21 protein-coding genes and 1 riboswitch are annotated in these 20,135 nt (G+C 36.1%); of the genes, 5 read left to right on the plus strand and 16 right to left on the minus strand.

Translation table 11 applies throughout. The features are described 5' to 3' along the window. The first annotated feature begins 88 nt into the window (after positions 1-88). Complete coding sequence (locus tag ACKVQX_RS00835) at positions 89-1,075, plus strand: alpha/beta hydrolase (RefSeq protein ID WP_082701451.1); 987 nt, start codon at positions 89-91, stop codon at positions 1,073-1,075. A gap of 61 nt (positions 1,076-1,136) precedes the next feature. On the opposite strand, the gene ACKVQX_RS00840 is transcribed toward ACKVQX_RS00835, so the two are convergent. The 5 genes from ACKVQX_RS00840 to ACKVQX_RS00860 form a co-directional block, all read right to left on the minus strand. Further along, positions 1,137-1,376 (minus strand): YneF family protein, encoded by a 240-nt coding sequence (locus tag ACKVQX_RS00840; protein ID WP_068454549.1) that lies wholly within the window; start codon positions 1,374-1,376, stop codon positions 1,137-1,139. A gap of 191 nt (positions 1,377-1,567) precedes the next feature. Next, positions 1,568-3,565: a transketolase gene (gene tkt, locus ACKVQX_RS00845; protein WP_409135931.1), complete on the minus strand. Its 1,998-nt coding sequence runs from the start codon at positions 3,563-3,565 to the stop codon at positions 1,568-1,570. 159 nt (positions 3,566-3,724) lie between these two features. Then, positions 3,725-3,961, minus strand: coding sequence for a DUF896 domain-containing protein (locus ACKVQX_RS00850; RefSeq protein ID WP_068454553.1), 237 nt, complete (start codon positions 3,959-3,961; stop codon positions 3,725-3,727). 140 nt (positions 3,962-4,101) lie between these two features. After that, positions 4,102-4,761, minus strand: coding sequence for a recombinase family protein (locus ACKVQX_RS00855; protein WP_068454555.1), 660 nt, complete (start codon positions 4,759-4,761; stop codon positions 4,102-4,104). Further along, the gene (locus tag ACKVQX_RS00860) at positions 4,761-5,063 is read right to left on the minus strand and encodes a LysM peptidoglycan-binding domain-containing protein (RefSeq protein WP_068454557.1); all 303 of its coding nucleotides are present in this window, start codon (positions 5,061-5,063) and stop codon (positions 4,761-4,763) included. The genes ACKVQX_RS00855 and ACKVQX_RS00860 overlap by 1 nt, the downstream gene beginning before the upstream one ends. Positions 5,064-5,223: 160 nt before the next feature. Here ACKVQX_RS00860 and lexA point away from each other — a divergent pair, with 160 nt between their 5' ends. The 3 genes from lexA to ACKVQX_RS00875 all read left to right on the plus strand — a co-directional run bounded on the left by lexA (position 5,224) and on the right by ACKVQX_RS00875 (position 8,858). Further along, positions 5,224-5,871, plus strand: coding sequence for a transcriptional repressor LexA (lexA, locus tag ACKVQX_RS00865; RefSeq protein WP_231727006.1), 648 nt, complete (start codon positions 5,224-5,226; stop codon positions 5,869-5,871). Between the two features lie 306 nt (positions 5,872-6,177). After that, a complete protein-coding gene (locus ACKVQX_RS00870) occupies positions 6,178-7,950 on the plus strand; it encodes a bifunctional UDP-sugar hydrolase/5'-nucleotidase (RefSeq protein ID WP_231726949.1) in 1,773 nt (590 codons plus the stop codon). A gap of 203 nt (positions 7,951-8,153) precedes the next feature. Next, positions 8,154-8,858 carry a DUF4309 domain-containing protein gene (locus ACKVQX_RS00875; RefSeq protein ID WP_285216036.1) on the plus strand — a complete coding sequence of 235 codons (705 nt, stop codon included), beginning with the start codon at positions 8,154-8,156 and terminating at the stop codon, positions 8,856-8,858. Between the two features lie 107 nt (positions 8,859-8,965). Here the strand turns inward: ACKVQX_RS00875 and ACKVQX_RS00880 are convergent, their stop codons facing one another. From ACKVQX_RS00880 to ACKVQX_RS00930, 11 genes are all read right to left on the minus strand, one after another. Further along, positions 8,966-9,832 carry a glycine betaine ABC transporter substrate-binding protein gene (locus ACKVQX_RS00880; protein WP_285216035.1) on the minus strand — a complete coding sequence of 289 codons (867 nt, stop codon included), beginning with the start codon at positions 9,830-9,832 and terminating at the stop codon, positions 8,966-8,968. Between the two features lie 10 nt (positions 9,833-9,842). Further along, positions 9,843-10,694, minus strand: coding sequence for a proline/glycine betaine ABC transporter permease (locus ACKVQX_RS00885; RefSeq protein WP_068454566.1), 852 nt, complete (start codon positions 10,692-10,694; stop codon positions 9,843-9,845). Then, the gene (locus ACKVQX_RS00890) at positions 10,687-11,889 is read right to left on the minus strand and encodes a glycine betaine/L-proline ABC transporter ATP-binding protein (protein WP_068454569.1); all 1,203 of its coding nucleotides are present in this window, start codon (positions 11,887-11,889) and stop codon (positions 10,687-10,689) included. Before ACKVQX_RS00890 ends, ACKVQX_RS00885 begins: the two co-directional genes overlap by 8 nt. 201 nt (positions 11,890-12,090) lie before the next feature. Next, complete coding sequence (locus tag ACKVQX_RS00895; protein WP_068454572.1) at positions 12,091-12,729, minus strand: GntR family transcriptional regulator; 639 nt, start codon at positions 12,727-12,729, stop codon at positions 12,091-12,093. A gap of 365 nt (positions 12,730-13,094) precedes the next feature. Beyond that, positions 13,095-13,290, minus strand: a riboswitch (cobalamin riboswitch). A gap of 40 nt (positions 13,291-13,330) precedes the next feature. After that, positions 13,331-13,807: a glutathione peroxidase gene (locus tag ACKVQX_RS00900; protein WP_068454575.1), complete on the minus strand. Its 477-nt coding sequence runs from the start codon at positions 13,805-13,807 to the stop codon at positions 13,331-13,333. A 31-nt stretch (positions 13,808-13,838) separates the two neighbouring features. After that, the gene (locus ACKVQX_RS00905) at positions 13,839-14,930 is read right to left on the minus strand and encodes a family 20 glycosylhydrolase (RefSeq protein ID WP_325942876.1); all 1,092 of its coding nucleotides are present in this window, start codon (positions 14,928-14,930) and stop codon (positions 13,839-13,841) included. 37 nt (positions 14,931-14,967) lie between these two features. Beyond that, positions 14,968-15,969: an iron ABC transporter permease gene (locus tag ACKVQX_RS00910; protein WP_325942877.1), complete on the minus strand. Its 1,002-nt coding sequence runs from the start codon at positions 15,967-15,969 to the stop codon at positions 14,968-14,970. Continuing rightward, the gene (locus ACKVQX_RS00915; RefSeq protein WP_409135932.1) at positions 15,962-16,966 is read right to left on the minus strand and encodes a FecCD family ABC transporter permease; all 1,005 of its coding nucleotides are present in this window, start codon (positions 16,964-16,966) and stop codon (positions 15,962-15,964) included. Before ACKVQX_RS00915 ends, ACKVQX_RS00910 begins: the two co-directional genes overlap by 8 nt. Positions 16,967-17,036: 70 nt before the next feature. Then, a complete protein-coding gene (locus tag ACKVQX_RS00920; RefSeq protein ID WP_068454583.1) occupies positions 17,037-17,945 on the minus strand; it encodes an iron-hydroxamate ABC transporter substrate-binding protein in 909 nt (302 codons plus the stop codon). 14 nt (positions 17,946-17,959) lie between these two features. Then, positions 17,960-18,778 carry an ABC transporter ATP-binding protein gene (locus ACKVQX_RS00925; RefSeq protein WP_285216032.1) on the minus strand — a complete coding sequence of 273 codons (819 nt, stop codon included), beginning with the start codon at positions 18,776-18,778 and terminating at the stop codon, positions 17,960-17,962. Positions 18,779-18,912: 134 nt separating this feature from the next. After that, on the minus strand, positions 18,913-19,353 hold the full coding sequence (locus ACKVQX_RS00930; protein WP_409135933.1) for a hypothetical protein: 441 nt from the start codon (positions 19,351-19,353) through the stop codon (positions 18,913-18,915). Positions 19,354-19,563: 210 nt separating this feature from the next. On the opposite strand from ACKVQX_RS00930, the gene ACKVQX_RS00935 reads away from it, so the two are divergent. Further along, a complete protein-coding gene (locus ACKVQX_RS00935; protein ID WP_325942880.1) occupies positions 19,564-20,079 on the plus strand; it encodes a DUF4352 domain-containing protein in 516 nt (171 codons plus the stop codon). The last annotated feature ends 56 nt before the right edge of the window (positions 20,080-20,135 follow it).

Raw genomic sequence — 20,135 nt, forward strand, 5'->3', positions numbered from 1 at the left:
TTAGCAGAAAGTAAATCATTTGTAAGGTTTTGAAATGGCTATGGATTTTTTTAACATATTTAATTATGATGAACATGAGGTGATGAATTTGAAAAAGAAATGGCCTTTACTTGCTTCTGTAGTTGCAAGTGCTGCGAGCGCTTCCATCGCTGCCCTTGGCTATACCATTTCCAATCGTGTTATGTATATGAAACAAAAAGATGAGCAGTTCATCTGGAATCGCGAAGTACAATCCAATCGGCTTGATGAAGACTGGTTTACACATGTAGCTAAAGAAAGTTTCATTGTACAATCACCAAATGGTTACCCCATTACATGCCATAAAATTCAGAGTACGACAAGTCTTAATACAATCATTATTTTACACGGAGTAACTGAAACACATATCAATTCCTTAAAATACGCACAAGTATTTGCTCGTCTCGGTTATAATATTATTGTTTACGATCAACGGCGCCACGGAAAAACAGATGGCAAAACGACAAGTTATGGCTTTTATGAAAAGTATGATTTACAAGCTGTTGTAGAAGCTGTTCGTTCACAGATGACACATGATGCGCTGTTAGGAATTCAAGGTGAATCAATGGGTGCTGCTACAACTCTTCAATATGGTGGATTAGATGATACATTATTTGATTTTATTATTGCAGATTGCGCATTCTCAACATTTGAAAAACAACTCCACCATGTACTCATGCGCGATACACCGATTAAAACTGCTTACGCGGTAAAATTAGCTGACTTCTTTATTCAAAAACGTGATGGTTATACACTGCGTGAAGTCGCACCGATTGAAGCTGTTCAAAAGATTTCAAAACCGATTTTATATATTCATAGTTTAGAAGATACGTATATTCCACATACAATGTCAGAAGCGCTACATGCGGCAAAACCTGAAAATACACGACTTGTGTTATTCGAAAAAGGTGAGCATGCGCAATCATTTAATGAACAACCTTTTGATTATGAAAAAGAAATTATTAAATTTTTAGTAGACTTTCATATTAGTTATTTACCACAAGATTATCAATTCCCACAGAAGAAACGTCGCACACGTATTATTCAACCTGCATAACATACAAAAAGTGAGACCTACTAATGAGGCCTCACTTTTTTGGTTTATCTTAACGAATAAATTATTTCTTCTTTTTATCCATTTTATCTGTTGCTTTACTCATTTGGCTCATCACTTGGCGAACCTGTTTCTCAGATGGTTTGCGTCCCATTTGAGTCATCATCATACGAAGCATATCTTCGTTGATTGGCGGGTTTTCTTTTAAATACTTCATCATGTATTGGCGTGCGATGAAAAATCCACCCACAAGACCAACGATTAACGCAAGGATGATGAATGTAATGGCAAGACCTGTACTCACTTGTGTTCCTCCTCTATTTTCACATACGAGATAATACTCTCCATGAAGGATTATACAATAAAAAACATAGCCTATCTACATTTGTCGTAGATTTCATAAAAAATTAATTAATTATGCTACATATGAGAAATCGTTTGTTGAATAAAAAAACCCCGAAACGTCAAACATTTCGGGATTTTATTGTGTACGGATTAATTAAATAATGCTTTCACTTTCGCAACAACATTTTCAACTGTGAAACCGTATTTTTCAATCACTGTATCTCCAGGTGCACTTGCGCCGAATGTATCGATTGCAAGAACATCACCTTCGAAACCAGTATATTTATGCCAACCGAATGATGAAGCCATTTCGATTGCAAGTCGTTTTGTTACTGCTTTTGGTAATACAGATTCTTTGTATGCAGCATCTTGCTCATCAAAGCGTGCTGTATCAGGCATTGAGATAACAGATACTTCAATACCTTCTTTTGCTAATGCTTCTTTTGCAGCTACTGCTAGTTGCACTTCTGAACCTGTTGCGATTAATAATGCATCTGCTACTTCTTTTGAAGCTTTTGCTACAACGTAAGCACCTTTTTCAACACCTGCATGTAATACAGTTTGATCTACATCAAGAACAGGTAGGTTTTGACGTGATAAAACAAGTGCAGTTGGACGGTTTTTAGAAGTTAATGCTAACTTCCAAGCTGCTACTGATTCATTTGCATCTGCTGGACGAATTACTGATAAATTCGGCATTGCACGTAAAGCGGCTAAATGCTCGATTGGTTCGTGTGTTGGACCATCTTCACCAACAGCTACTGAGTCATGTGTGAATACATATGTTACAGGTAATCCCATTAATGCAGACAGACGAACTGCTGGACGTACATAATCAGAGAATACGAAGAACGTACCACCGAAGACGTTCAATCCACCATGAAGTGCCATACCGTTTAATGCTGCGCCCATTGCAAATTCACGTACACCAAACCAAATGTTACGACCAGCACGGTCATGTGCTGAGAAATCACCAGCACCTTTGATTGTTGTTTTGTTTGAACCAGCTAAATCGGCACTACCACCGAAGAATGAAGGAACAGTTTTAGCAATTGCATTAATCATATCACCAGAAGATGAACGTGTCGCAACTGATTTACCTGCTTCATATACTGGGAATTCTGCATCGAAGTTTTCAGGGAATTCACCTTTGATTGCTTTCTCTAATTGAGCTGCTAATTCTGGGAATTCTACTTTATATGCTGCAAACGCATCATTCCAAGCTGCTTCTGCTTTTACACCATGTGTTTCAGCTGCTTCCTTGAATGTTTCATATACTTCTTCTGGAATTTCGAATGGCTCATATGTCCAGTCGTAATTCGCTTTTGTTAATGCAACTTCTTCTGTACCTAATGGTGCACCGTGAGAATCTGATTTACCCGATTTATTCGGTGAACCATGACCAATAATTGTTTTAATCTCAATTAATGTTGGTTTATTTGATGTTTTTGCATTTTCGATTGCTTGATTGATTGCTGCCACATCTGTACCGTCTTCTACTAATAAGTAGTTCCAACCATATGATTTATAACGGGCAGCTGTATCATCTGAGAATGATTTGTTTAAATCACCATCTAATGAAATATCGTTACTATCGTATAATACGATTAATTTTTCTAATTGTAGATGACCTGCTAATGACGCGGCTTCGGCAGAAACACCTTCCATTAAATCACCATCACCACATAACACGTATGTATAGTGATCGATAATATTGTGTTCTGGTTTGTTATATACTGCTGCTAAATGAGATTCAGCCATTGCCATACCTACTGCCATTGAAATACCTTGACCTAATGGACCTGTAGTAGCTTCTACACCGACTGTATGTCCAAATTCAGGGTGACCTGGTGTCAAAGAACCCCATTGACGGAAGTTTTTAATTTCTTCCATTGGTAAGCCGTAGCCACCTAAGTGAAGTAGGCTATATAAAAGCATTGAGCCATGACCCGCTGAAAGGATAAAACGATCACGGTTGAACCATGATGGATTTTGAGGATTATGTTGTAGTTGTTTTGTCCATAGCGTGTACGCCATTGGTGCTGCGCCCATTGGTAAACCTGGGTGTCCTGAATTTGCTTTTTCAATTGCATCAATTGATAAAGTACGAATCGCATTAATTGCTAACTGATCTGCTTGTTGCGTCATTAAAGTTGACATCCTTTCTTCTATACAAAATGTATTACTATCTCTAGTTTAGTCAAGAATCGACTATAAAACAATGGTTATAATTGACGTTAGACGATTATCCATGAAAAAACGCACACAATTGTGGATTTTCGTCATAATTGTGTGCGTTTTTACTTGTTAATTTAGACGTCCGTTTGTTTTTTGCTTTTCACGAATTTTATCTGGCGTTACTTCTTCACCATTTGGATCGAAAATACGAACGTTTTCGATTGTATTACGCATTGTTTTACGGAATGTATCTAAATATTCTTGGCGCAGTGCCGTCTGTTCTTTTGCTTCTTCAACAGTTAATGTACCTGCTTTTTTCTTTTTTGATAACTCACTAATACGCGCTAGTTTTTCTTTTGATAGCATAATTTTCATCCTTTCGACCTAGTCACTACATTAAAGGTATGAAAAATACAGCAATTTAGCAAGTATTCAGCTCAAAAATCCTGAAAAAAGCTTAAAAATAATGATTTAAAGACTTAAAAAGACATTTTAAAGAAAAAATTCTATTGATTTTGTTGTTCTTGCACATACTCTGTATAACGACGATGCACAGTTGCTTTACTCACATGAAAACCGGCAATCTTTAACGTAGCAGCTATTTCTTCATAAGTAAGCCCTTTTTTTCTTAATGCAACAATCTGGTCAAGTGGCACATCAATTCTTTCGCGTCCTTCTGGATTACCACGATTACTAATATTTAATTCTGGACGATAGCCATTTTCAACAGCACGACGCATCCCTCGTTTGATTTTTGCATTATGTATTTTGCGTTGGTACTCCTCTACAATTGCTAAAATCTCCAGTAACATCGAATCCATATCGTTTAATTTCATTTCACCATCTGATGACATAGAATAAATCGTTGTATCGTATTTTTGTAAAAGATGTAAAACAGCCATTCGACCATTCCCACGTCCAATACGTGTCTCATCTTGAATAAATAGAGCAGATTGCGGATATTGTTTTAAGAAATCTAACAATTCTAATAATCCTTCACGCTCAATATCATAACCACTATGGCGGTCTTCAAAAATACAATCTAATGTGTACCCTTTTTCTTTAGCATAGGCAGTTAATTCAATTCTTTGTCTCTCTAAAGACTGGTCTTGTGTTTCTTTTTCTGTACTTACGCGACAGTAAGCCACAGCTTTTTTTGATTTCATTATTGATCACTCGCTAATTCTATTTGTTGTAATTCATGATTGGTAATCGGTACGGTTAATTTCTCTCCCGCCATAATTTGCCCATCAACTAAATTGTTTTCATTAATAACTTGGTTCATCCATTTTTGTGGTTTCATATCTCCGCTATATTTTTGAGCTAAAGACCATAATGTATCACCTTCTGTAATTCGAATTTCAGTTACATGCGTCTTCGCTATTGTATCACGCACAACATTACCAACAAACAATAATACAACTACCGAAAAACAAATCACCATCACATTATTTTTGATCCACTTCATCTGAATTTCCCCTTCCAACTTTTTACTAGAATGTTTGTTCCCATCATAAACTCGAACACTTGTTTTTGTCAACGGTTTTTTCAGAACAATTGTTTGCATTTGATTTTCTACGATGTTATACTCAAAATACAAAATATAGTAGGAAGTTGAGGTGAAGGTTGTGAATACTGCATTGAAAAAAACAAAACTTTCAAAGCGTCAAGAAGCGATTTTAAATTTTATTAAAGATGAAGTACAAAGTAAGGGTTATCCGCCTTCTGTGCGTGAGATTGGATTGGCTGTTGGATTAGCTTCTAGTTCAACTGTACATGGGCATTTAGAACGTTTAGAAAGTAAGGGTTATATCCGTCGTGATAAAACGAAACCTCGTGCAATTGAAATTTTAAATCCTTTTGAATCGACTACGGCTACAAAACAAGGTGTGATGCATGTTCCACTTCTTGGTAAAGTAACAGCAGGTATGCCCATCACAGCAATTGAAAATATTGAAGAGTACTTCCCAATTCCACATACATATGGTACATCTGATGACCATATTTTTATGCTAGAAATTATGGGTGAGTCGATGATTGAAGCAGGTATTCTAGATGGTGACTATGTCATTGTGAAACAACAGTCTTCTGCAAATAACGGTGAGATCGTTGTGGCAATGACTGAAGACGACGAAGCAACGGTAAAACGTTTCTATAAAGAAGACGGCTATTTCCGTTTGCAACCTGAGAATTCTTCAATGGAACCAATTATTGTTCAAAATGTATCGATTTTAGGTAAAGTAGTCGGGCTATACAGAAATATTCATTCATTTTAAATACATTTCAACTAGTAAAGGATGTGTTTTTCCACATTCATTACTAGTTTTTTTATTTTGTCTAAATTTATTTTTTTACTATAGACTTCTTAATTAATCACTTGCTAGTAGATGTTCAAATGACTAACGTCTAATGTCTGACTTATTACTTTTAGATTATTTTCAATTTATACTTATTGTATTTTTATGACAATATCTAAATAATCTTTATTTTCTGTTAAATAGAATAATTCAATAATATATTGCTATTTCAGGATGTAATTCTTATATTTAGGAGGAAACAATTCTATTTTAAGGGGTGGCGAAATGATGTTTAAATCGAAGATTATTACTTCATTAAGCGTTGCTGCATTACTAACTGCCGTACCATTTTCTTTCGGTGCAGGAATCAATGCAACAGCTAAAACAACAAGTAAAAAAGTAGTAGAGAAAAAAATCCCTGTACAACTTTTAAGTATGAACGACTTACATGGTTATATTGACGGGAATAACAAAAAAGATAGTGTAGGTACGCCAGTCGGTGGGATGGCTTCTTTAGCGTATAACTTTGAGCAAGAAAAAGCTGCTTTTGCAAAAGCAAATAAGTTGAAATCAACAACTTCTAATTCACTTTCAATTCATGCTGGTGATACAGTAGGTGGCTCTCCTGCTATCTCAAGTCTTTTACAAGATGAACCAACAATGAATATTTTAAATGCAATGAATTTCTCGATTGGGGCACTTGGAAACCATGAATTCGATGAAGGTTTAGACGAATTCCAACGTATTTGGAAAGGTAAAAAACCCATCAAAGGTGTAACACAAAACTATGAATTCGTAAAAGATTATAAACAAACAACTTCTAAAATGGAGATTCTTTCAGCAAATGTAGTTGATAAAAAGACAAAAAAATTAGTTAAAGGCTTCAAACCTTATACAGTTAAAACAATCGGCGGTGTAAAAGTCGGCTTCATCGGCATTGTAACACCACGTATTAAAGAAGTCGTTTTAGCACAACATACAAAAGATATTGATGTAGTGGACCCTGGTCAAGCTGTTGCAAAATATACAAAAGAATTACGTAAACAAGGCGTAAAAGCAATCGCCGTTGTCGCTCACTCGTCTGTCGAAGTCGATAAAGAAGCAAATTCTTCTATTGAAACACAAGAAAATTCACGTTTAACAGGCGATGTAATTGATATGTTAAAAACAGCAAACAAACTTGATCCATCGAACTCAATTGATGTTGTTTTTGCTGGTCATAATCATGGCTATGCTAACGGAACGTACAAAGGTGTTCGTGTAGTTGAAGCCTATAACTATGCATCTGCTTATTCAGTTGTAACAGGTACACTAAGTTCAAAAACAAAAGACTTTATGAAGACACCAGCAGCTAAAATTAAATATAACTACACACAAACAGAAACAACAATTATGAAAAATAAAGTATCTAAAAAAGTAAATGGTATTATTCAAGAAGCAAAAGGTATTGTTGGGAAAGTGATGGACCAACCAATCGCAAATATGAATGCAGCAAAAATCTCACGTGAACGTGTAGCCTACCCACTAGGCGGCTCACCTGTAGGGAATCTTGTAACAGATGGACAGTTAGCATTTGCAAAAGCAAAAGATGCTTCAGTTGACTTTGCTTTCACAAACTCTGGTGGCGTTCGCTCTGACTTAGATGCAACTGCTTCTGGCGATTCATTTGTAATTTCACGTGGCGCTGCACAAGGCGTTCAACCTTTCGGTAACATTTTAAAAATCGTTGAATTAACAGGCGCTCAAGTTAAATCTGCAATTAATAATCAATTTACAGGTGGATATGGTTTAGAAGTTTCTGGTTTAACATACACATATAAAGATAAAGCAGTAGTTGATGTATTCGTAAATGGCGAAAAGATTGATGAAGCAAAAACATATAAAGCAGTAATCAACGACTTCTTAGTAGGTGGCGGTGACCAATTCCCTACATTTAAAGAAGCAAAAGTAATCGATGATCTTGGTTTAGATACAGATGCATTCATTCAATATATTACAAACTTAAAAACAGTAGATGCTTCTTCTGTTGTAGAACCTCGTTTAAAAGAAGTACAATAAATTTTAAAACCCGAAATTGCGTCATATAGTGCAATTTCGGGTTTTATACTTTGACCATTCCATCTCTTTATTTTATGAATATAACAAAAAGATAACAAATATTGAAACTTCTTAACAATTTTTGCTGCTATTTGTAGTAGTTGTATTCTTTTTATTTGGTATAATTTAATAGAGAATATAAACGATTAAAAGGAGGAGATTCGATGAAAACTTATACAAAACTAGCTAGTTTACTTGCAGCTTCTTCACTGCTACTTGTTGCTTGCGGAGAGCCAGAAGCAACTCCTGAAAAGGAAGTGCCGAAAACACAGGCAGCTGAAAACACGACAGCGAAAACAGAAGATGTACAAACAGAGGATGTACAAACAGAGGCTAGTAAAAAAGAAGACACTACTGTAACATCTACTTCTTCTAAAAAAATCGAAACAAAATCAAAAGACACGGTAAAACCTATCTTACGTGATTTTTTACAAAACCAATTCAAAACAGCGAAAAATGGTATGACAGAAGGTGTTCCATTTGAGAGTGGAAAATCAGTTTATGAAGACATTACAAACAAATGGGGAAAACCCGCTACAACATTCTCTAACAATACGAACTATATTGAGTACAAAAAGAAAGGCAAAGTAACCTATGCTTTTGCTATTGGACGCGGAGATCGTGTTTATGATGTGCGTACTTTCGTAGCGCCTGATTCTTCATTTAAACTATCTGATATTACATTTTCAGATATTATAGCTGTTGGTGGTAAGCCATCTTCAACAACTTATAACGGTAAAGACACGATTTTAAATTACAAAGTTGGAAAAAATACACTTAAATTTGTTGGTCCAACAAAAACAAAAAAATTACACCATATTTCAATCTTTAATCAACGTGCTTCAGAGCCAATGGGCGGACGTGGTTAATTGATTAAAAACGAGGTCTTACCGTGCGTAGACCTCGTTTTTTAATGTAAAAAATCCTATGCGTGAACTTTCATATGTTCACTACATAGGATTTATTTATTACACGATTATTTTGTCCACTCTGCTACTTTTGTTTGGTTTTCTTTAATCCAAGTTTTTGCAGCTTGTTCTGGTGGTGTACCATCATGAATATCTAACATAACTGATTCGATATCATCTGTTGTCCAGTTAAAGTTTTTCAAAATTTTATAAGCATCTGGTGATTTCTCTTTTAGCTTTTTAGAAGCGAATGTATGAATTTGTTCTTCGCCACCATATACTTTCTTCGGATCTTTTAAGAATTTTAAATCATATTTTTGGAACATCCAGTGTGGTGCCCATCCTGTAATAACGATATCTTCTTTCTTCTTGATAGCTTGACCAAGTGCTACAGTCATCGCACCTGAAGAAGATTGTTTTAGTTTCCAATCACTTAAGTTTTTATAATCTTTTAAAGCCTTTTCTGTAGCACCCATGATGCCTGCTCCTGGCTCAATACCTGTGATTTCTTTTTTCGCTTGGTCTTTTAAATCTTCAATTGAATCAACCTTCATATAATCTGGTACAACTAAACCAATTTTAGCACCTTTTAAGTTAACACCTAAATCCTCTACTTGGTCTTTATACTTATCATATTGCGCACCATGTGTATGTGGTAGCCATCCAGCTACCATTGCATCTGCTTTGTTATTTGCGACAGCTTCCCACATCACTGCATTATCAAGTGAAGTTGTTTTGACTTTAATGCCTTCTTCTTTTAAAACTTCAGCAATAACATTTGTTGAAGCTACTTCTGTATCCCATTCTACATATGCAAGTTCAACAGTTGGATCTGACTTATCTGAACTTGAAGAGTTACCGCATCCAGCAAGGACTGCTGATAGACCAAGACCTAAAGCTAGTCCTGCTGCTTTCATTGTTTTTGAAAATTTCATCTAATTCACCCTACCCTTTTTTAGTATTGAAACTTTGTGTTAAACGATCAATTAAGATTGCAAAAATAACAAGTGCTAAACCAGCTACAAAACCTGGTCCAACGTCTGCTCTTTGTACAGCTGTTAATACTTTTTGACCTAAACCTTCTGCACCAATCATCGATGCAATAACAACCATTGATAGCGATAGCATAACCGTTTGGTTTACACCAGCCATAATTGTTGATTTTGCTAATGGTAGTTCTACGTTGAATAATTTCTGTGGTCCTGTACTACCGAAAGATTCTGATGCCTCAATTAATTCTTTTGGTACTTGCTGAATCCCTAAATTCGTAAAACGAATCGTTGGTGGGATTGAGAAAATAATGGAAGCAAACACCCCTGGTACTAAACCAATACCGAAGAATGCAACAGCTGGAATTAAGTACACAAAACCTGGCATTGTTTGCATGAAGTCTAAAACCGGCTTCATAATACTTTCAAATACTCTACTTTTTGACATACAAATACCAACAGGAATCCCGATAATAATCGAAATTAAACTCGCAAATAGTACAAGCGTGACCGTATTCATTAAGTCACTCCATAATCCTTGGTTATAAATAAACAGTAAACCAAGTACTGCGAAAATCGTTAAACCGAGTTTTTTCTTCGTTGCAAAAAATGCTAATACTGCAACTAATAAAATAAATACAATTGCTGGAACCATAAGTAAGAAATCTGTAACGGCAAGCATCATGCTTTCTGTATTCTCTTGAATTGCATCAAAGAAACCTTGTCCGTGTTCCGTAATATAATCCATTGCATTATTCGTCCATTTTGCAAGTGGCATCATCGGAATTTGATCGAGTAAATTATTCATGTGCCGTCACCTCCGCAGATGTTTCTTTTGCGAGAGCTTCAATCACTACACCGCGAATAAGAACCCCAACTAGCTGATCATTTTTCATAACAGCTACTGGTGTTTTTGAGTCTGAAATAATTGGCAACACTTCTTCTAATAGTAAATCGTGTGGCACTGTTAAAATATCTTGTTGTACACAATTGATTAAATTTGTTTGGCCTTCTTTTGCACAACGTAATGCGTCGTCTGCAGTTATGTAGCCAACTAATTGTTTTGGCGGTGTCACTGCTAATACCATACTCACTTGTTCATCTTTCATACGTTTTAATGCCATTTTTGGTCCATCATGTGCCGGATTAATCGTTACTGGTTTCACCATGATGTTTTCAGCTGTTAATACTTTAGAACGGTCGATGTCTTCAATGAAGCTACTTACATATTCATCAGCTGGATTTGTTAGAATTTCTTCACCCGTACCGATTTGAATGATTTGTCCATCTTTCATAATGGCGATTCGGTCACCAATGCGTAGTGCTTCATTCAAATCATGCGTAATAAAGATAATTGTCTTCTTCATATTTTGTTGAAGTTCTAACAACTCATCTTGCATCTCTTTCCGTATTAAAGGGTCGAGGGCTGAAAAGGCTTCATCCATTAGAACAATTTCGGCATCGTTTGCGAGTGCCCGTGCAAGACCTACACGTTGCTGCATACCACCGGATAATTGCTTTGGATATTGATCTTTGAAATCAATGAGTCCCGCGTTCTCAAGTGCTTTTTCAGCTTTGACTTTACGCTCTTCCTTTGGAACCCCTCGAACCTTTAATCCATATTCGGTATTTTTTAAAATCGTTTGATGTGGGAATAACCCAAAATTCTGAAAGACCATATTAATTGAATTTCTTCGCACTTGTCGTAATTGTGTTTTATTCATTTTCGATACATCTGCATCGTTAATGTAAATTTGCCCTGTTGTTGGTTCGATTAAACGATTAAGTAATCGTACAAGTGTTGATTTACCACTACCTGATAAACCCATAATAACGAAGATTTCACCTTCTTTTACTTCAAAGCTTGCATCATAAACACCAACAGTTGCACCTGTTTCTTTTAAAATAGTTGATTTACTTTTTCCCTTCTTTACAAGCTCTTCTGCTTGTGTAATTTTTTTTCCGAAAATTTTACTTACGTTTTCCACTCTTATTTTAGCCAAGAGCTACACCTCAATTCGTTGCGATATCAGTTTGTTACAAAATAAGTAACAACTTAACCCTAACAAAAAGTTGTTACTTATGTCAAATGTAAGCATCAAAATGCCATGTTTCCCCTGGGAGAAACATGGCATTTCCTATCATTATTTTATGTTTATGAATCCTTGTCACAACAAGGTTTATATACCTTTTAAAAAGTCGATTTATCCTTTGTATAAAAAATTTTTTACAATATCGAAAGATGCTTCATTTCCAATAAAGTATAGTACATCATTTTCTTTAATTGATGCATATGGTCCAGGTGATAATAAAATCGTTTCACCGCGACGAATCCCGACAATTGTAGCTGTCGTATTTTGCCAGAAATTTAATTCTTGAATGGTCATATCTAAATACAGGCATTCCGATGTTACAGTCACGTTGAATGGTGCAAATGGATTGAGCGAATGAAAACGATTTGTTCGCGACACTAACTCTTGTGACAGTTGTTCCAAGCGCTCTAATTCTTCTTTTTGTTTGGCGATGGATTGAAAGACATCATGCTGAATTTCATTGACTGATTGCACATCTTTTAATTGATGTACAAATTTTGCAGCTTCTTCATAAGACTTGATGAAGACGCCACTCCCCTTTGTAGCTTGAACGATTCCTAAATCTTGTAGTACTGCAATGGCACGGCGCGCCGTTTCAGATGAAACACCATATTTACTCGCTAATGAGGAACGTGCATATAGCTTTTGCCCAACCTCATATTCTCGATCTACAATCTTAGAGGCAAGGTCAGCCGCAATAATTTGATAACGCGCCTGCTTTATTTTTGTTTTTTTCTCATGTTCGGTCATTTACCGAAACCTCACTCTCCATCTCAAAATATATAGTCCATATAGTAGCACTAAATACATTGCTTTTCTATATCTTTACAAATAATTTATACATTTTTAAAGTAAACGAAACATTTTACTGTATTAAAAAGAAGGAATCACGTATAAACACGCAATTCCTTCTTCTCTAGAGTTTAGTTCTGTTAGGTCCCGTAACGAAACAAATTTTGTATTATACTATTCGGAAGTTGGGGAGTTCTAAATAGTCGTATTGAATCATTGAATGGGAATCGTAACGAGAGCACAAAAAACAGCTTCCCCACAGGAAAGCTGTCATCTACTAAAAACATAAGTAGCTAACATCAACCTATCCTCGTAGGTAAATAAAGATGCACAGTAGAATTGGCAGGTCTCCTGGCTCATGGTCACTGTGTAACAGCCCCTTCCCATCTATTTAAAGACAGTGGATATGCTTACTACACTCACATTTACAGTTGCGGGACAGCGCTGGAATCACACCAGCTTCCCTTTTAAGCGAGGCGAATTCAAGGATTCCCTCACACCAATTCAAGCACTATTGATTTACAATTTATATATTATCTTAAAATGTCTAAATTGTCAATCAAATTTCTAAATATTTGACAATATCTTCCTCAAACTGACTTGGCTTATCTTTCGATGCATAACGCGCCACGACATGACCGTCGCGATCTACAAGGAACTTTGTGAAATTCCACTTAATGCTACTACCTAAAAACCCTTTTGAATGTTCTTTTAAATACGTGAATAATGGATGCTCATCTTTACCATTTACATGAACTAATTCATGCATCGGGAACGTAACACCATATTGTAAACGACACTGTTCTGCTGCCGCTTCACCTGAATCTAATTCTTGCTTGAACTGATTTGATGGGAAGCCGAGTACGACTAATCCTTTGTCTTTATACTTTTGATACAATTCTTCGAGTTCTTTGAATTGCGGTGTAAAACCACATTTTGATGCTGTATTCACAATCAATAATACTTTTCCTTCGTACTCTTTCATTGAATACGTTTTTCCATCTTCTAATGTAACGTCTAAATCATAAATAGACATCAAAACACCCCTCAAAAATAATGTATTACTACTACTTTACCTTTTTCATCATTGTCGGAAACAATTCTTTCGTATAGTTGTAAACTTGGTCGGCTGTATATTTCTTTGAACCTTCTCCCCATATAGAGATGGCTGCACCAGAAATTTTTGACGTAGTTTGCTGATGAGATGAATTCCATCTCCCTAACGTCCAGTTCTTTTTAATATCTCGTTTCATATACTGCAGATCCGAACGAATTGAACCTTTTGATGTAAAATCTACATATAAGTAGTAATCATTATAATTATACACTGTGTGTCCTGCTTTTATTAACTGTGGCGCACTGGGACGAACTTTTTCACGATACTTCTTTTCAGTTGTACTTTCGGGTTCACCCGTCCAACTCCAAAATGTAATCGCAATCGTTTGATCTAACTTTTTTAAATCTGCCTTCAATAAAGAATCATTCCAAATCCATATACGCACATGCTTCTTTTGCAAATAACGATTCATTTGATTGAAGTAATGGATGTATTTCACATGATCTTCTTCATCATAGGCAATCTCGTCTCCACCAATATGCATCGTTTTTGTTTTCGGTAAAGCTTGTAAAACTTCACGATATAATGCTTGTACGAATCTTATACTCGACTGATTCGGTGCAATTTGATTCCACTCATCACGCACCAACTTTTTCGCTGCCTTCGGATTCGCTTTTTCATACAGTTTTAAAATAGCTCCCATATGACTAGGTGTATCAATCTCGGGTATTAATTCAATCTTCTTCTTCGCCGCATACGCTTCTAAAGAGCGCATCTGCTTCATCGATAAAAAGGTTTGCTTCGTTAATGGATTGCGATAGAGTCCGTCTTTTTGCTGCCATGATTTCTTTGCTGGCTGTCCTAAAAGTCGACTCTCTAATGCATAGTTTTCATCATCAGTTAAATGAAGATGTACATAGTTCCCGCCTGATTTTTTCACGTCATCTATATACTTCTTTAAAACATCGATTGTATAAGGGCGACGTGCTAAATCTAAATTCATACCGTATTTTTGCTCCTGCGCCTGTGCTACATTTTGTTCACTACACCCTGTTAAGCCTATAAGCATACAAATAGATAAACCAAATAGCCACTTTTTCATAAAAATCCTCCTGATGTTTCCTTACTTCTACTATCTATTATACTTGTTTTTTTAATAAATATAAGAAGTATGGTGCACCAATAATAGCGACAACAATCCCAACTGGAATACTCGATTCTGTTAAAATCGAGCGACCAATCGCATCTGCCACTAATAAGAGAATCGGGCCAATGACAATCGTCATCGGTAAAAAACGTTGATGGCGTGGTCCAACAAGTGAACGGGCAATATGAGGGGCCATTAAACCGATAAAGCCAATTCCGCCTGTCACAGATACTGCAGCTGCTGCTAGACCAACTGCTAATAATAAGAAGTACATACGCTGTTTGTTCAATGAAGCACCTAATCCTACTGCCATCGGCTCACTTAGCCCTAAAATGTTCAAATGGTTCGAACGCATTATAGTAAATGGAACGAGAATGAGTACCCATGGAAGTAGAGCCCATACAAACGGCCAATCGGCTCCCCAAACATTCCCTGCTAACCACCCTGCAATAAAGTCGACATCTGAGCGATTTGCTGAAGAAATCAGCATGACCATGATGCCCGATAAAGCCGCTGCAAATCCAACACCGACAAGAATTAATCGGAATGGTTGAATCCCACGATTTCGTTCATAAGAAAAACTATAGATGAGGAGAGCTGTTATAATCGCACTGACAAACCCAACAATCGGTAATGCATATGAAAAATTCGTTAGCTCTCCTTTTGCAAATAAGTAAAGTACCGTAATTCCAACACCTGCACCTGCATTAATCCCGATAATCCCAGGGTCTGCTAGGTCGTTCTTTGTCAATGTTTGAAGTACTGCACCAGCCACTGCTAACGCAACACCTGCTAAAATTAAAATTAAAATACGTGGTAAACGAATAGAGAATAAAATAAATTCATCTGACACTTCACCGTAACCGAAGAATGTAGCAATCACACTTCGAAAACCCATTGAAGAATAACCAACAGATAACCCTAAAAAAGCACAACAAATAACTAAAAAGACACCTATCGCTAAATAAAATGTATACGTACTCTTTTTAAGCAAAGAAACGCCCTCCCCTCTTCACTAAAATTAAGAAGAATGGTAGACCAATCACAGCAACGAGTGCCACAACAGGTGTTTCATATGGTGCATTCATCGTGCGTCCAATCAAATCAACGATGACCATAAACATACCGCCTACAATCATTGACATTGGAATAACTGCTCGGTAATCGCCACCAACGAATGTACGAACAATATGCGGAATCATTAAACCGACGAAGGCTAAGTTACCGATTAACGCAACCGCACTCCCTGCTAGTAACACGACGATGATGAACATAATCGTCTTAATTTGCATCGTTTTTTGTCCAAGTCCTACAGCTAGTTCTTCATTTAAACTTAGAATCGTTAGTTGTCGACTAATAAGAATACTACCGATTAATGCAATGATGATAAGTGGCATAACGATATAAGCACTCCATGTAATACCTTGTAAACCACCTGATGTCCACATCGAAACATTCTTTGAAATTTTGAATAATAGACCTGTACCATCTGCTACTGCTTGTAAAAACATCGAAACAGCAGCCCCTGCTAATACTAATTTTAAAGGAGACATTCCTTTTCTACTTGTGGCACTAATACCGTACACAATCCCCATACCAACAGCAGCGCCGATTAAACAGGCAATAACAGAACCCATATAATCGAGTTTTGGAACAACAACGAGACCAATGGCTAATGCGGCATTTGCTCCTGAAGTAAGCCCCAGTAAACCTGGGTCTGCTAATGGATTACGTGTTACACCTTGCATAATTGCACCTGCTACTGCTAAAGCCGCCCCTACAAAGACTGCTGCAACCACACGAGGGAATCGTATTTCTCGTAAAATATCAATTTTCTCGCCACCCTCACTCGACCAAATTGCATGCCATACATCTTGAAGTGGTATGATGGCCGCTCCGAGTGAAATCGCAAAAAATATAGTAATGAGTAAGAGTACGAAGGCGATAAGCAATTGGAGCCAAAGTGACCATGATCGAAATAATTTCAGCATATTTTCCTCCGTCCTTTCTATGTAAAAAAGGTTACCCAGCTATGGATAACCTCTTTTTATTATCATCATTTTACTTTCCTAAAAATGACTTTTTAAAGAAATCTAATTGGAAATCAAGTGTCATCATGTCATTGAAATAAAATTCATTTGCATTGACACGGAATACGCGATTATTTTTAACGGCTGGAATTTCTTTATAGTATTTTGTTTTTGTGAATGCTGGATCTTGATCACCGAATACAGATAAAATCATGTAATCGCCTGCATATTTTTTTAATACTTCACTTGATACAGCATAATACCCTTGTTTTAAAGCATCTTTTTTAACAGCTTCTGGCATGTTTAATTTCATTGCTTGATATAAAATTTCTGTACCACGTCCCCAGTTATTACCGTAAACGTAGATTTCTTTACCGAATGATTCGATGACCGATACTGTAGCATCTTCACCAATTTTTGCTTTAATTTCTTTTCCAGTATCTGCTGCACGTGTTTTAAAGTCATCCACCCATGCTTGTGCTTCTTTTTCTTTATTGACTACTTTACCGATTTCTACAGCTTGTTGTAAATAATCGTATGCATTATATGTGAATAATACAGTTGGCGCGATTTTTTCGATTTTCTCTTTATTTTTAACTGTATCATATCCGATGATTAAGTCCGGTTTTAATTCTGCAATTTTTTCAACGTCCTCATCGGAAATTAATTTCGCATCTTTTAAAGCATCTTTAAATTGTGGGTTATCCATTGACCACTGATCTGCTCCTACAACTGGAATACCTAATTTAATTAAATCACCTGTATAGCCTGCTAGAACTACTACACGCTTCGGATTTTTTGGTACCTTAATATCACCATTTACAGCTTTATACGTGAATGTACCTGAATCTTCTTTTTTATCTTTTGTTTCTTCTTTTCCACCACATGCAGCTAATGCTAAAACCATTAATGCGATGAATGCTATTATTAATTTTTTCATAAATAAGCTCCTTTTTATCGTTGAATAGATGGAATTGGTTCATCCACTTTTTCTTCAATTAAATTATAAGTGACACACATTGGCTTTTTCGTACGTGGGTCTTCACCAATAACAGCATCAATTTGAAATACATGTTCTAATGTATCGTGCGTCATGACTTCTTCAGGTGTGCCTTCTTTGATTAAGTGTCCTTGATTCAAAGCAATCATATAATCTGAAAAACGTGCAGCTTGATTGAGATCATGTAATACCATGACGATTGTACGTCCTTCTTTTTCATTTAATTCCTGAAGCAATTCAAGTACTTCTAACTGATGTGCCATATCTAAGTAGGTAGTTGGCTCATCTAAAAAGATGATGTCGGTTTCTTGTGCGAGTGCCATCGCAATCCATACACGTTGTCTTTGCCCACCAGAGAGTGCGTCCACAGTCTGTTTTCGAAACATCGCTGTATTAGTTGCTTGAAGTGCCCATTCAATCACGCTACGATCTTTTTCTGTTAGATTTCCAAATCCTTTTTGATATGGATAACGTCCATAGGATACGAGCTCTTCAACTAATAATCCGCTAGCACTTTCAGGACTTTGCGGTAAAATCGCTAATTCTTGCGCTAGCTTTTTTGTATTCGTCTTTTGAATATTTTCACCGTCTAAAATCACTGCACCAGATTGATAGGGGATGATACGTGTAATCGCTTTTAAAAGAGTTGACTTTCCGCAACCATTGGCACCAATAATTGTGGTTACTTTTCCATCTGGAATCGTAATCGTTAAATCATGAACGATTGTTTTTTCGTCATACCCCACACGAATTTGATTTACTTGTAATCGCATATGTGCGCCTCCTTTCAAATGAGAATGATAATCATTACTGCTTTATTATAGATTATCTTAGTTGATTGTCAATTGCTATTTTTAAAAAATAAAAGGAGTATTGAACAGATACATTCAATATCTCCTTCTCCTCCTTATAATTGGATGGATTTTTCCCTTATATACCCTTTGTATGATTTTCCATTTTTATAATATGTTACATGATAAAATGTTCGCATTCCTAATGTGCGTACTTGTATAATGGATAACCGTGTTCCGTATGGAATGATATGAATGGTTTTTGATTTTTTTGTAATACCTGCTTTCAATGCAGTTTTAGAATTTTTAATAATTCCATACTCTAATGAAAATGTATTTGCGCGTATATACTTAGTTGGAATATAGGCTGTACTCTTTTTTCCATTTAGTGTTTTTGAAAAATGGATTTTTGCCCATTTCGTATTGACATAGTGTGTTATTTTTAAAACATTCGGTGTATAGACTCCTTTTTTATTTGTAAAACTATCTGGGATAGTTCCTAACTTTTTACCATTCATTTTTTTATAGTAAGGAGTTGGTTGATTGATGAATACCACCTAGTTTTTTCATGGACTATTTTTAGTTTTCGTAGCGCTTCCTTCTATTTGAAATGACGTAAATCCTAAAATACATACAAATAATAGAATAAAACTTTTTTCATCTACATTTCCACAGTCCCTTTTCAAATCTCCATACCCGTCTTGTGCATAGATTAAAACGCATTCGGGTATGGTTAATGACGATAATTGAGCGAAAGGGGACTTGGCATGAAAAAAGCATTTTATACATTACCGATTACAGTTCTTTTACTATTAACAGCTTGCAGCCAGACTTCTGTTGAAAAAGTGGGCGGTGAGGAGCGAAGCAATTCAACAAAAACAGATGAGGCCTATCAATTAGGTGATACAATAAAAATTGATGATGTCATTGTCAAAATTACAGATGCAAAACAGACAGATCCCATACAATTTACAAAATCGAAAAAAGGAAAAATCGTGACGATTGATGTCGACGTGCGAAATAATAGTAAGGATTCTATTTTTATCGATCGACATGATTTCGACCTCGTTTCAAAAGGTGAAAAAGCAATTGGTTATCATGGTTATGAAGAATTGCCCTTATCAGAAGAAGTCAATCGCGAAGAACAAGCAGATGGAAAACTATATTTTGATGTGAAGCCAGCCGATTCATACGAACTCGTATATAAACCAAATTTTACAGCAGACCAAACAGAAATTCATTTTGATATTCCAGCACCTACCTCTACAGCGAGTAGTAAATGATTTAGGTAAAAAAATTGGATTCTTTTAGGTCAAAGCAAAAAACCGGAATCACGTCA

Source organism: Kurthia sp. ISK08, assembly GCF_046159805.1.
GTDB lineage: Bacteria > Bacillota > Bacilli > Bacillales_A > Planococcaceae > Kurthia > Kurthia gibsonii.